Origin of the sequence: Kosakonia cowanii JCM 10956 = DSM 18146, assembly GCF_001975225.1 — a bacterium.
In the GTDB taxonomy this organism is placed as follows: domain Bacteria; phylum Pseudomonadota; class Gammaproteobacteria; order Enterobacterales; family Enterobacteriaceae; genus Kosakonia; species Kosakonia cowanii.
Genome location: NZ_CP019445.1, coordinates 4379787 through 4392574, shown reverse-complemented (window position 1 = coordinate 4392574; position 12788 = coordinate 4379787). Strand labels below are relative to the sequence as shown.

Annotated in this window: 11 protein-coding genes and 1 tRNA gene; 6 read left to right on the top strand and 6 right to left on the bottom strand. The window is 57.4% G+C overall.

The window, feature by feature from the left end; all coding sequences use genetic code 11:
* Positions 1–48: 48 nt before the first annotated feature.
* The 4 genes from ada to mgtE all read left to right on the top strand — a co-directional run bounded on the left by ada (position 49) and on the right by mgtE (position 5055).
* Complete coding sequence (ada, locus tag BWI95_RS20820) at positions 49–1110, top strand: bifunctional DNA-binding transcriptional regulator/O6-methylguanine-DNA methyltransferase Ada (protein ID WP_076770178.1); 1062 nt, start codon at positions 49–51, stop codon at positions 1108–1110.
* Positions 1110–1766: a DNA oxidative demethylase AlkB gene (alkB, locus tag BWI95_RS20815; RefSeq protein WP_054803361.1), complete on the top strand. Its 657-nt coding sequence runs from the start codon at positions 1110–1112 to the stop codon at positions 1764–1766. The genes ada and alkB overlap by 1 nt, the downstream gene beginning before the upstream one ends.
* A gap of 67 nt (positions 1767–1833) precedes the next feature.
* Positions 1834–3477 (top strand): multidrug ABC transporter permease/ATP-binding protein, encoded by a 1644-nt coding sequence (locus tag BWI95_RS20810; protein ID WP_076770177.1) that lies wholly within the window; start codon positions 1834–1836, stop codon positions 3475–3477.
* Between the two features lie 141 nt (positions 3478–3618).
* The gene (gene mgtE, locus BWI95_RS20805; RefSeq protein WP_023479683.1) at positions 3619–5055 is read left to right on the top strand and encodes a magnesium transporter; all 1437 of its coding nucleotides are present in this window, start codon (positions 3619–3621) and stop codon (positions 5053–5055) included.
* On the opposite strand, the gene BWI95_RS20800 is transcribed toward mgtE, so the two are convergent.
* Entirely contained in the window at positions 5018–6253 is a 1236-nt protein-coding gene (locus BWI95_RS20800) for a SulP family inorganic anion transporter (protein WP_054803362.1), read from the bottom strand. The genes mgtE and BWI95_RS20800 overlap by 38 nt on opposite strands.
* Before the next feature lie 276 nt (positions 6254–6529).
* Here BWI95_RS20800 and mqo point away from each other — a divergent pair, with 276 nt between their 5' ends.
* Positions 6530–8185 carry a malate dehydrogenase (quinone) gene (gene mqo / locus BWI95_RS20795; protein ID WP_076770176.1) on the top strand — a complete coding sequence of 552 codons (1656 nt, stop codon included), beginning with the start codon at positions 6530–6532 and terminating at the stop codon, positions 8183–8185.
* Positions 8186–8224: 39 nt separating this feature from the next.
* Here the strand turns inward: mqo and BWI95_RS20790 are convergent, their stop codons facing one another.
* The 4 genes from BWI95_RS20790 to BWI95_RS20775 form a co-directional block, all read right to left on the bottom strand.
* Entirely contained in the window at positions 8225–8881 is a 657-nt protein-coding gene (locus tag BWI95_RS20790) for an epoxyqueuosine reductase QueH (protein WP_054803363.1), read from the bottom strand.
* Positions 8882–9061: 180 nt separating this feature from the next.
* Positions 9062–9138: transfer RNA gene (locus tag BWI95_RS20785), tRNA-Pro, on the bottom strand.
* Between the two features lie 76 nt (positions 9139–9214).
* Complete coding sequence (gene yejM / locus BWI95_RS20780; RefSeq protein WP_076770175.1) at positions 9215–10975, bottom strand: LPS biosynthesis-modulating metalloenzyme YejM; 1761 nt, start codon at positions 10973–10975, stop codon at positions 9215–9217.
* Between the two features lie 18 nt (positions 10976–10993).
* Complete coding sequence (locus BWI95_RS20775) at positions 10994–11221, bottom strand: YejL family protein (protein ID WP_023479697.1); 228 nt, start codon at positions 11219–11221, stop codon at positions 10994–10996.
* Positions 11222–11354: 133 nt separating this feature from the next.
* Here BWI95_RS20775 and yejK point away from each other — a divergent pair, with 133 nt between their 5' ends.
* Complete coding sequence (yejK, locus tag BWI95_RS20770) at positions 11355–12362, top strand: nucleoid-associated protein YejK (RefSeq protein WP_076770174.1); 1008 nt, start codon at positions 11355–11357, stop codon at positions 12360–12362.
* 51 nt (positions 12363–12413) lie between these two features.
* Here yejK and rplY read toward each other — a convergent pair whose 3' ends face one another.
* Positions 12414–12698, bottom strand: coding sequence for a 50S ribosomal protein L25 (rplY, locus tag BWI95_RS20765; RefSeq protein WP_054803364.1), 285 nt, complete (start codon positions 12696–12698; stop codon positions 12414–12416).
* Positions 12699–12788 lie beyond the last annotated feature (90 nt).

Genomic DNA, 12788 nt, shown 5'->3' with positions numbered 1-12788 from the left:
CGCGCGCTAACCGCCACAGTAAGGCTAAGCTTAGATAAGGAGCCTGCGATGAACAATGCGATGTTAACCGATGATCAATGCTGGCAGGCGGTGCTGGCGCGCGACCCGAACGCCGACGGTCAGTTTGTTTTCGCCGTGCTGACCACGGCGATTTTTTGCCGCCCCTCCTGCACAGCGCGGCGCGCCCTGCGCCAGAATGTGCGTTTCTATAAAGATGTCGCCAGTGCGCTGGAGGCGGGTTTTCGTCCCTGCAAACGCTGCCAGCCGGATAAAACACATCCGCAGCAGCAGCGTCTGGAGAAGGTCGCCGCCGCGTGCCGTTTGCTGGAGCAGGATCAACCCGTGACGCTGGCAGAGCTTGCTGCGGCGGTTGCCATGAGCCCTTATCATTTCCACCGTCTGTTTAAAGCGGTGACCGGCGTGACGCCAAAAGCGTGGCAGCAGGCGTTTCGCGCCCGGCGCTTACGCGAAACGTTGGCGAACAGCGAGACCATTACCGATGCGGTGCTGGCGGCCGGGTTCCCGGACAGCAGCAGCTACTATCGAAACGCGGATGCGGCGCTTGGCATGACCGCCCGCGCCTTTCGCCGCGGCGGCTCGTCCTGCCCGGTCTGGTTTACGCTGACGGACTGTACGCTGGGCCGCTGCCTGGTGGCGGAGAGCGAACGCGGGATCTGCGCCGTGCTCTTGGCCCAGAGTGATGACGCATTACTGGCGCAGCTCAGCAACCTGTTTCCACATGCCCGCCAGGCAGAAGATGATCCACAATTTACCGCGCGCGTGCAGCAGGTGGTTGCGCATATAGAGAGACCCGATTCGCCCTTTACCCTGCCGCTCGATTTACGCGGCACCGCGTTTCAGCTACAGGTGTGGCAAGCGCTGCGCCAGATCCCGGCAGGGGAGAGGGTCAGTTACCAGGCGCTGGCCCACGCCATCGGCAAGCCCGGCGCGGTCAGAGCCGTCGCCAGCGCCTGTGGGGCGAATAAGCTTGCGGTTATTGTTCCCTGCCATCGCGTGGTGCGCCAGAGCGGGGCACTCTCCGGCTACCGCTGGGGAGCCGAGCGCAAAGCGCAATTGCTGGCGCGCGAAGCTAATCAACAGGAGACCTGATGCTCGATCTGTTTGCCGATGAACAACCGTGGCAGGAGCCGCTGGCGCCGGGCGCCGTGGTACTGCGCCGCTTTGCCCTTGCGCACAGCGAGGCGCTGATGCGCGGTATCGCCGATGTGGTCAGCGTTGCACCGCTGCGCCATATGGTGACGCCCGGCGGTTACACCATGTCCGTTGCCATGACCAACTGTGGGCAGCTTGGCTGGACGACGGACAAGCGCGGCTATCTTTACGATGCCGCCGATCCGCAGACGCAGCGCCCGTGGCCCGCCATGCCGCAGGCCTTTGTGACGCTCTGCAATGCGGCTAGCGCCGCTGCCGGCTACCCCGATTTCCGCCCGGATGCCTGCCTTATCAACCGCTACGCACCGGGAGCCAAACTCTCGCTGCATCAGGATAAGGACGAGCCGGATCTGCGTGCGCCAATTGTCTCTGTTTCGCTCGGTCTGCCGGCAGTCTTCCAGTTCGGCGGGCTGAAACGCAGCGATGCGTTGCAGCGGCTGCTGCTGGAGCATGGCGATGTGGTGGTGTGGGGCGGGGAGTCGCGCCTCTTTTATCACGGCATTGCGCCACTGAAGCCGGGCTACCATCCGCTGACCGGCGAGTGTCGCTATAACCTCACTTTTCGCCAGGCAGGCAATAGCGAACAAAAATAAGAATTATTCTTGATGAAAACAGGTAGCCGTTTAAACTGCTGGCTGTTTTTATTGACCGGATACGCTTATGGAACTTCTCCTTCTTGTCTGGCGGCAGTATCGCTGGCCGTTTGTGGCGGTACTGGCGCTGTCGCTTGCCAGCGCGGCAATGGGCATCGGCCTTATTGCCTTTATTAACCAGCGCCTGATTGAATCTGTCGATCTCTCTGTTGCCGTGCTGCCGGAGTTCCTTGGCCTGCTGCTGCTGTTAATGGCCGTCACTCTCGGCTCGCAGCTGGCGCTGACAACACTGGGTCACCACTTTGTCTACCGCCTGCGTAGCGAATTTATCAAGCGTCTTCTGGATACGCCGATCGAGCGCATCGAACAGCTTGGCAGCGCCTCGCTGCTGGCCGGGCTGACCAGCGATGTGCGTAATATCACCATCGCCTTTGTGCGCCTGCCGGAACTGGTGCAGGGGATTATCCTCACCGTCGGCTCCTGCCTCTATCTCGCCATGCTCTCCGGCAAGATGTTGCTGATAACCGTGATCTGGATGGCGCTGACCATCTGGGGCGGGTTTATGCTGGTGTCGCGCGTCTATAGACATATGGCGACCCTGCGCGAGACGGAAGATAAGCTGTATGCCGATTTCCAGACGGTGCTTGAGGGGCGCAAAGAGCTTACGCTCAACCGCGAGCGCGCCGAGCATGTGTTTGAAAAGATGTACCTGCCGGATGCGCGCGAATATCGCCACCATATTATCCGCGCCGATACCTTCCACCTGAGTGCGGTGAACTGGTCAAACATCATGATGCTGGGCGCGATTGGCCTGGTGTTCTGGATGGCGAACGGGCTGGGCTGGGCGAATACCAATGTCGCGGCGACCTACTCGTTGACGCTGCTCTTTTTGCGCACGCCGCTGCTCTCCGCCGTGGGCGCGCTGCCAACGCTGCTCACCGCCCAGGTGGCGTTTCGCAAGCTCAAGCAGTTCGCGCTGGCACCTTATCGCCCGGAGTTTCCGCGCCCGCAGGCCTTCCCCGGCTGGCAAACCCTTGAGCTGCGCGATGTTACCTTTAAATATCAGGATAATGACTTTGCCATCGGGCCAATCAATATGACCCTCACGCGCGGCGAACTGGTGTTTCTGATTGGTGGCAACGGCAGCGGGAAATCGACGCTGGCGATGCTGCTGACCGGCCTCTATCAGCCGCTCTCCGGCGAGATCCTGCTCGATGGCAAACCGATGGCGCAGGATAAACCGGAAGATTACCGCAAGCTCTTCTCGGCGGTGTTTACCGATGTCTGGCTGTTTGACGAACTGCTTGGCCCCGAAGGGCAGCAGGCCGATCCGGCACTGGTGGCGAAGTGGCTGGAGCAGTTAAAGATGTCGCACAAGCTGGAACTGGAAAACGGCAAAATCCTCAACCTGAAGCTGTCGAAGGGGCAGAAGAAGCGCGTCGCGCTGCTGCTGGCGCTGGCGGAAGAGCGCGATATCCTGCTGCTGGATGAGTGGGCGGCAGATCAGGATCCGCACTTCAGGCGCGACTTCTATCAGGTGCTGTTGCCGCTGATGCAGCAGATGGGTAAAACCATCTTTGCCATCAGCCATGACGATCACTACTTTATTCACGCCGATCGCCTGCTGGAGATGCGCAATGGTCACTTAAGCGAGCTGGAAGGTGAAGAGCGTCAGCTCGCCTCCCGCGACGCCGTTTCCCGCACTGCGTAACAACAACGCTCCCTGCTGAACCGGGGAGCGTTGCCGTTTTTTTACCCAAACAACCGCACCGTTGAGCCTTTTTTTAGCACCTGGCGCTATGCTTAAGGCTATTCCGCCCGGATGAGAGGGCGCTTTCGATTCAGGATTGTCATGCCGGTTATTAAAAAGAACAGTGTCAAACTGCGCGAAGAAGAGCGCGCGCGCCTTATCTGGTTGCTCACCACTCATAAAGCCCTGACCGCCACGCTGTTGGGCGAAATCACGCTGGTAGAGCAGGTTAACAGTGAAGTGCTCGATCAGCACCTGCTCGAAGTACGCGCCCTCGCCGCACACCTGCCGCCGCCGGATCTGGCCGATACCCTCGAAGCGCTGCCGGTGGTTGAACGCCATGCGCTGTGGCGGGTGATTGAAGATGACAAGCGCGGCAAAGTGCTGCTCGAAGCCTCGGAAAATGTCTGGGACGATCTGATTGATGAGATGAGCGACCGCGCGCTGCTGGATGCGCTGGAAACCCTCAATATCGATGAGCAGATCTACCTGGTGCAGCACCTGCCGCGCAACCTGACCGGGCGCATGATGGCGACGCTGCCGCCGAAAGAGCGCGCGCGGGTGCGCCAGGTGATGCGCTATGGCAAAAACTGCGTCGGCGCGATCATGGAGTTTGAGGTGATCACCATCCGCGCGGAGGTGACGCTGGCCGCCGTTCAGCGCTACTTACGCCGTCTGGGAAAGATGCCGGAGAACACCGACAAGCTGTTTGTGGTCGATCGCGATAACCGCCTTGTTGGCGAACTGACGCTGCAAACTCTGCTGCTTAATGCCACCAGTCGTGAAGTGGGCGAGGTGATGGAGAGCGATCCCGTCACCTTCCTGCCGGAAGAGGAGGCGGAGCGTGTCGCGCGCACCTTTGAGCGTGACAACCTGCTCAGCGCAGCGGTGGTGGACGAGAACGGCATTCTGATGGGGCGGCTGACCGTCGATGAGATCCTCGACGTGGTCTATGAAGAGACCGATAACGATATGCGCCAGATGGGTGGCCTGAGTACCGAAGAGGATGTCTTCGCACCCGTCACCAAAGCGGTAAAGTCACGCTGGGCGTGGCTGGCGCTTAACCTCTGCACCGCCTTTATTGCCTCGCGGGTGATTGACGGTTTTGAACACACCATCTCGCAGTTGGTGGCACTGGCCTCGTTGATGCCGATTGTCGCCGGTATTGGCGGTAACACCGGCAATCAGACCATCACCATGATTGTGCGCGCGCTGGCGCTGCAAAACATTCAGCCGGGTAACTTCTCGTTTCTTATTCTGCGCGAAATGGGCGTGGCATTAATTAACGGCGTGGTGTGGGGCGGCTTAATGGGCTGCATCACCTGGTGGCTGTATGGCGACCCGGCGCTGGGCGGCGTGATGATGCTGGCGATGGTGCTTAACCTGCTGATGGCGGCATTAATGGGTGTGCTGATCCCGATGCTGATGATCCGGCTGGGGCGCGACCCGGCGGTCGGCTCCAGCGTGATGATCACCGCCATTACCGACACCGGCGGCTTCTTTATTTTTCTTGGTCTGGCGACGCTGTTTTTGCTGTAAACAGCGACTTTTCCCGCCACTTCGCTGGTGTTATCGCCAGCGTCACCACTCCGGCAACCACGCCAATCGCCAGGTTGCCGGTGCTGACGGTGGCAATCACCGTTATCACCATTACCACGCTCTCGACGAAAGGCGCCTGCTTCAGGGTGCCAGGCTTGAGGCTTCCCCAGTTAAAGGTCTTGAAGGCGACAATCGCCATAATCCCGGCCAGCACCACCATCGGGATTTTCGCCATCACCTCGCTTAACGCCGTAACCAGTAGCAGCAACACCAGCGCGGCGGCAACGGTTGAGAGGCGCGTGCGGCCTTTGCCCATCTCAACGTTAACGATGGTTTGACCAATCATCGCGCAGCCAGCAATGCCGCCGTAGAAACCGGCAAGGATATTGGCGATGCCAAGCCCGGTACTTTCGCGCCCTTTATTCGACGGCGTATGGGTTAAGTCATCAACCAGTTTGGCGGTCAGCAGCGACTCCATCAGCCCGACAAAGGCGATGCTCAGCGCGCAGGGCCAGATAATACTCAGCGTATGCAAATCAAACGGCACCAGCCATTCGGTCAACCCCGGCAGGCCGCCCTGCATCGGGCCTTCATCGCCGACGGTCGGTAATAGCTGACCGCTGAAGATGGTATAGGCGGTAAGCACGACAATCGCCACCAGCGGCGCGGGAACGCTTTTCAGCCAGCGCGGCAACCACAGCACAATCAGCAGCGTCAGGGCGAAGAGCGCCAGAATAAGCGGATTTTTGCTCCAGAAGTGCGGCACCTGGGCAAAGAAGATCAGAATACCGAGGGCGTTAACAAACCCCGTCATCACCGCATGGGGAATAAAGCGCAGCAGGCGCGCCATGCCGGTCAGGCCAAAGATTATCTGGATCACGCCTGCCAGTAATACCGCAGGCAAAATGTATTCCACACCGTTCTGGTTGACCATCGGACCGATAACCAGTGCGACTGACCCGGCAGCCGCCGTTACCATCGCCGGGCGACCGCCGAGAATGGACATCGCGAAGCAGAGCACCACCGAGGCGATCAGGCTCACTTTCGGGTCAACACCAGCAATCACCGAGAAGGAGATCACTTCCGGGATCAGCGCCAGCGCAGTGATCACACCGGCTAAAATTTCACGTGTAAACAGCTTCGGCGAGCGCAGTACGGCGCTTACCTGAGAAGAGGAGGGGGTAGTGTTGTCGGTCATAACATTCCGCAAGTGGAGAGTGCCATAGAAGCAGAGGCAAACGGCATCCATGCGTTTGGCAAAGCGCAGGATAATAGCAGATTTCCGCGTCAGGCGGGCAACAATTATTGTTAAAACTAATGCATAAAAGCAACTTATTAGTAACATTTATATAATTATTATTTAATGTTTAAACATTATTTAAATCTCGACTTTTAAGTGCTACGTTAGACGAGCTAACGACTTAACCCTCTATAAATGCGAATAAAGCAGCACTAAAAGTAAGGCAATATCATCATGAAAAGAATGACTGCCAGGCTGTTTTCGATGGCTGTCGGGCTTAATGCTGTCTCAAAAGCAGCAGATGCGTCCGCATCGAAAGAGCAGGAAACAGATGTGCTTTTAATCGGTGGTGGGATCATGAGTGCCACGTTGGGAACCTGGCTTTCGGATCTTGAACCGGACTGGTCAATTACGATGGTGGAGCGTCTCGACGCCCTGGCGCAAGAGAGTTCAAACGGCTGGAACAACGCCGGTACCGGGCATGCTGCCCTGATGGAACTCAACTACACCCCCCGCAGCGCGGACGGCTCTGTCAGCATTAAAAAAGCGATTGAGATCAACGAAGCGTTTCGCATCTCTCGCCAGTTCTGGGCGCACCAGGTAAAAAGCGGTGTGCTGCGCGACCCGCGCTCCTTTATCAATACCGTGCCGCATATGAGCCTCGTCTGGGGCGACGACAACGTCAACTTCCTGCGCGCGCGCTATAAAGCGTTGCAGCAGTGCTCCCTGTTTCGCGGCATGCGCTACTCCGAAGACCCTGAGCAGATCAAACAGTGGGCACCGCTGGTGATGGAAGGGCGCGATGCCACGCAAAAAATTGCCGCGACCCGCACAGAGATTGGCACTGATGTTAACTTTGGCGAGCTGACGCGCCAGATGATTGGCTCGTTGCAGAAGAAGGCGAACTTCGCCCTGCAACTGGCGACCGAAGTGCGCGGCTTAAAGCGTAATGCCGACCAGAGCTGGAGCGTGACGCTGCATAACCTGAACAGCGGCGCTGAGCAGGTGATCAAAGCGAAATTTATCTTTATCGGTGCCGGTGGCGCAGCGCTGAAGCTGTTACAGCAATCCGGCATTCCGGAAGCGGCCGATTACGCCGGTTTCCCGGTAGGCGGCCAGTTCCTGGTGGCGGAAGATCCGGCGGTGGTGAATCACCATCTGGCAAAAGTCTACGGTCAGGCGACCGTTGGCGCGCCGCCAATGTCGGTGCCGCATATCGATACGCGCATAATTGATGGCAAACGCGTGCTGCTCTTCGGGCCATTCGCCACCTTCTCGACGCGTTTTTTGAAAAACGGATCGCTGTGGGATCTGCTGCGCTCAACCAACTCATCCAATATTTTGCCGATGCTGACGGTCGGAATGACCAACTTCAGCCTGGTGAAATACCTGGTAAACCAGGTGCTGCAAAACGAGGATGACCGCTTTGATGCGCTGCGTGAATACTATCCGCTGGCGCAAAAAGAGGACTGGCGCTTGTGGCAGGCAGGGCAGCGGGTGCAGATTATCAAGCGCGAAGCCGGGAAAGGCGGCGTGCTGCGTCTGGGCACCGAAGTAGTCAGCGACAAAGAGGGCACCATTGCCGCGCTGCTTGGCGCGTCGCCGGGTGCCTCAACCGCAGCGCCGATCATGCTCGAGCTGATGGAGAAAGTGTTTACCGAGCGCTTCGCTTCAGAGGCCTGGCAAACCAAGCTGCGGGAGATTATTCCCTCGTTCGGTACCGAGCTGAATGGCAATATCGAAGCCGCTGACGCAGAGCTGCGCTACACCAGCGAAATCCTCGGTCTGAAGTGCGATGAATCGATGGTGGCGGACATTACCCCGCCGGTGCAGAAGCCGGTGACGCAACCGCATCACGACGATGAGCAGGTCGCGGATATCGCGCTGTAATGCAAACAATCCCGGTCAGATGGCCGGGATTGTTCATCTCTATTCCTGATCGTCACCGTAATAGAGCTTACCGATTTTAATCAGCGGTCGGCCCTGGGATTTACGGTGCAGGTTGCTGTCGCGCAGGGAGTAGACGCAGCCGCAGTACTCCTGCTGGTAGAAGCGCTCCCGTTTGCTGATCTCAATCATCCTTGCCGAGCCGCCCTGTTTGCGCCAGTTGTAATCCCAGTAAACCATCTCCGGATAGTGCCCCGCCGCGCGCTGGCCGCAGTCATTGATTTGCTGCATGTTTTTCCAGCGAGAAATGCCCAGCGAACTGCTGATGGCTTTGAAGCCGTGCTCATGGGCATAGAGCGCCGTGCGCTCAAAGCGCATATCAAAACACATTGTGCAGCGCACGCCGCGCTCAGGCTCCCACTCCATCCCTTTCGCCCGCTCGAACCAGTTGTCGGTATCGTAATCCGCATCGACAAAGGGCACGCCGTGCTTCTCAGCAAAGCGGATATTCTCCTCTTTGCGCAGTTCGTACTCTTTTTGCGGATGGATGTTCGGGTTATAGAAGAAGATGGTGTAGTCGATACCGGAAGCCTGGATCGCTTCCATCACTTCACCCGAGCAGGGCGCGCAGCAGGAGTGGAGCAGCAGTTTATCGGCCCCGTTGGGCAACTGGAGTTGTGGACGGTTTAAGTCGGACATAGGTTTCACTCATCATAACAGGCATGAATTTGTCTCTATGTTAACATCCTGATTACGAATTGCTTACCCGTTTACCGGAATAAAAGGGGTTTTGGCGGGCAAAAAAAAACAGCAAGTTAAAATAACTTGCTGTTTTTTCTCGTCTTGCCGGAATGAAGCAGGCAAGGCGGTGGGGAATTTTGGTCGGCACGAGAGGATTTGAACCTCCGACCCCTGACACCCCATGACAGTGCGCTACCAGGCTGCGCTACGTGCCGACATGTGGCGCTAATACTACCCGTTTCTTGCCTGATTGCAAGTACAGGGCAGGCTGAGTGATTCATAAATAATCAATCAGTTAGCGATAAACCGTTTTTCATCGGTCAGCACCTGCAGCAGTAAACTGAGCTGCGGTTTCTGATCGCGGATCTTCTCGCCCTGCGCATCCCAGGACTTATAGTTGCCGTTCTGATCGAGCACCAGCGTCATCTGCGGCGTGGTAATCGCCAGCGTATTGCTGTTAGCGGCGGTCACCCAGTTGTGGCGGCGCGTGGCGGTAAAGAGATCCTGACCCTGCGAATACTCATTAGCCGGCGTGCTGACATGCAGCAGACGCTGCATCAGAGTGGTCATCACATCCTGATGATCCGTCAGCCTGGTAATACGCTGCGCCGGCGTGCCCGGCCAGTGTACGACCAGCGGCACATGCAGGCGGCTGCGCGACCAGTCGAAGGTCGTGTCCTGTTGATTTGCCGGGATGCCGCGACCAGCGGTGATCACCACTACCGTGTTGTCCATTTTGCCGGAGGCGCGCAGCGCATCCAGCACGCGGGCAATCTGCGCATCGACATCGGCGGCAGCGCGGGTGTACTTACGTGCAAAGCCCGGTGTGTCGATGTCAAACGTCGCGGTACCGTTAAAGGAGACCCATGAGAACCAGCGGGTATCGTCCTGCGCATCATGGGACAGCCATTTGATCCACTGATCGGCCGTCTGCGCATCACTCTGGCTTTTCGCCGGCGGCAGCGAGAAATCTGACAGCAGCGCCTGGCGATTGAGCGGGCTGCTGAAGCCATCTGACGAGAAGAGACCCAGCTGATAACCCTGATGATTCAGTGCGGTGATCAGCGCGGGCGGAATGCGCGACGACATCACGCCATCCATATAGCTTGGCGAAATACCGTAGAAGAGGCCGAAGTAGCCATTATCCGCGTTATTCCCGGCGCTCATATGCTGGGTAAATTTAACATTCTGCCCGGCAAAGCTCGCCAGTTGCGGCATCTGTTTTTCATAACGGGCGTAGTTCAGCCCATCGACGGTAATCAGCAGCACATTCTGCCCGGAGCCCATATCGAGATAGCGCAGATCGCTTAACGGATACTGCACCGATACCGCTTCCGGATTGCCTTGCTCCACCAGGCGACGCTGGTAATCCTGCGCATCCAGCAGACCATGTTTTTCAAGGAAGCGGCGCGCGGTCATCGGGTAAGAGAGCGGCAGGTTGGCGCGCTGCATGGTGATCGGGCGATAGAAATTGGCGTCCGCCCAGATATACATCACGTGGGTGGCAATAAAGGAGACAAAAAAGAGGGCGGCCACCGGTTTGGCGAAGTGGCGGCGGCGCGTGAGGCTGCGCAGCTTCTGCCAGCTCCACGTCGCAAACAGCATCTCAATCAGCAAAATGACCGGCACGCTGATAAACATCAGCTGCCAGTCGCGGGCCATCTCGTTCTGATCGGGATTAATGACCAGTTCCCAGACCACCGGATTGAGGTGCAGGTGAAAACGGGTAAAGACTTCGCTGTCGATAAGCAGCAGCGTCATGCCTGCGGTGGCGAGGATCGCCGAGAGCACGCGCATCAGCCGCTGCGACATCACAATAAAGGTCAGCGGGAAGAGGATCAGCAGATAGGTGGCAAACACCACAAAGCTGAAGTGGCCCACCAGGCTCAGCCAGGAGTAAATACGCCCGGAAAGCGTGGTCGGCCAGTCGGCAACAAACAGGTAACGGCTACCGAGCACGATGGACAACAAAATGTTGAACAGCGCAAACCAGTGCCCCCAGCTCACCATCTGGGAGACTTTTTCACGGTAGCGTTGACGATTAGTCACCATAAACTGTTGTGATTTCCCTTAGTGCGCTTTGTCGTCGCCAATGGACGATTGCAGTGCCTTTGCGAAAGATGTCGCGATGGCCTGACGCTGCGCGGGGGCGACGCTGCTGTTAATCAGGTTGGTCACCATATTGCCCAGCACCATCAAAGAGAGGTCGGCCGGTGCTTTGTGTTTTTCCAGTACGTTGGCCAGCTCACTGAGCAGTTGTTCAACGTGTTCATCACTGTAGCGGGAGATTTGTGGCATAAATCGAAATCAGTCTGTTCATGAAAGGGCAACATCTTACCGTAGGAAGAGCTTTTTTTCTGCTTTTTTATCAGCAGTTGCACCGCGGCGTTGGTGGTGGTTGAATACCGCCGGTCAAAAAGGAGAGTTTATCATGAGTCTGGACATCAACCAGATTGCCCTGCACCAGCTTATCAAGCGCGATGAGCAAACCCTTGAGCTGGTGCTGCGCGATTCTTTGCTCGAACCCACCCCGCCCGTCGAAGAGATGGTGGCGGAACTGCACCGGGTCTATAGCGCAAAAAATAAAGCCTATGGCCTGTTTAATGAAGAGAGCGAGCTGGCACAGGCGCTGCGTCTGCAACGTCAGGGCGAAGAGGAGTTTCTCGCCTTCAGCCGCGCGGCGACCGGGCGCTTACGTGATGAACTGGCGAAATACCCTTTTGCCGACGGCGGTATTGTGCTGTTTTGCCACTACCGTTATCTGGCGGTGGAGTATCTGTTAGTGGCGGTGCTGAACAACTTAAGCAGCATGCGCGTCAATGAAAACCTCGATATCAGCTCGACGCATTATCTTGATATCAATCACGCCGATATCGTTGCGCGCGTCGACTTAACCGAGTGGGAAACTAACCCGGAGTCAACGCGTTACCTCACCTTCCTGAAAGGGCGGGTAGGGCGCAAGGTCGCGGACTTCTTTATGGATTTCCTTGGCGCCAGCGAAGGGCTGAACGCGAAAGCGCAGAACCGTGGGCTGCTGCAGGCAGTCGATGATTTTACTGCCCAGGCAGAGCTTGATAAATCCGAGCGTCAAACTGTGCGTCAGCAGGTCTACACCTACTGTAACGAGCAGTTGCAGGCGGGCGAGGAGATTGAGCTGGCGTCGCTCTCAAAAGAGCTGGCGGGCGTGAGCGAAGTGAGCTTTGAAGAGTTTACCGCAGGCCAGGGCTACGAGCTGGAAGAGAGCTTCCCGGCGGATCGCAGCACCCTGCGGCAGTTGACCAAATATGCCGGCAGCGGCGGCGGGTTGACCATCAATTTTGATGCGCTGCTGCTTGGCGAGCGTATCTTCTGGGATCCGGCTACCGACACGCTGACCATCAAAGGTACGCCGCCGAACCTGCGCGATCAGCTGCAGCGTCGGCTGAGCGGCGGAAAATAGGCCATAAAAAAACCCCGCCAGAGCGGGGTTTTTTCTTCAACTTGTCAGCGATTACGCGCGAACGAAGTCGATGTGAGTCAGTTTCGGCTTGAACGGGTGACGCTGAACAGCCTGAATCTTAACTTTAACTTCTTTGCCATCGAGAGCCAGGGTCAGAACGTCGCTGTAGAAACCAGGCTTAGTCTGCATGTTCCACACTTTGTCGTGATCCAGTTCGATAGCAACCGGCGCTTCAGTTCCACCGTAGACGATAGCCGGGAACTTGTTCGCGGTGCGCAGGCGGCGGCTCGCACCCTTACCCTGCTCATTACGTACTTCTGCGTTAATAGTAAACATTTGAATCTCTCTTAAATAAATCCTGTTACAGGCGACCCAGCAACAGGCAGATGATCGGCTTTGCGGATGCAAAAGCGGGCGGTATTCTAT

Coding starts and splice junctions, on each gene's coding strand:
- alkB (WP_054803361.1), top strand. CDS start 1,110: ATGCTCGATCTGTTTGCCGATGAACAACCGTGGCAGGAGCCGCTGGCG.
- rplY (WP_054803364.1), bottom strand. CDS start 12,698: ATGTTTACTATTAACGCAGAAGTACGTAATGAGCAGGGTAAGGGTGCG.
- BWI95_RS20800 (WP_054803362.1), bottom strand. CDS start 6,253: ATGACCGACAACACTACCCCCTCCTCTTCTCAGGTAAGCGCCGTACTG.
- ada (WP_076770178.1), top strand. CDS start 49: ATGAACAATGCGATGTTAACCGATGATCAATGCTGGCAGGCGGTGCTG.
- mgtE (WP_023479683.1), top strand. CDS start 3,619: ATGCCGGTTATTAAAAAGAACAGTGTCAAACTGCGCGAAGAAGAGCGC.
- yejM (WP_076770175.1), bottom strand. CDS start 10,975: ATGGTGACTAATCGTCAACGCTACCGTGAAAAAGTCTCCCAGATGGTG.
- BWI95_RS20810 (WP_076770177.1), top strand. CDS start 1,834: ATGGAACTTCTCCTTCTTGTCTGGCGGCAGTATCGCTGGCCGTTTGTG.
- mqo (WP_076770176.1), top strand. CDS start 6,530: ATGAAAAGAATGACTGCCAGGCTGTTTTCGATGGCTGTCGGGCTTAAT.
- BWI95_RS20790 (WP_054803363.1), bottom strand. CDS start 8,881: ATGTCCGACTTAAACCGTCCACAACTCCAGTTGCCCAACGGGGCCGAT.
- BWI95_RS20775 (WP_023479697.1), bottom strand. CDS start 11,221: ATGCCACAAATCTCCCGCTACAGTGATGAACACGTTGAACAACTGCTC.
- yejK (WP_076770174.1), top strand. CDS start 11,355: ATGAGTCTGGACATCAACCAGATTGCCCTGCACCAGCTTATCAAGCGC.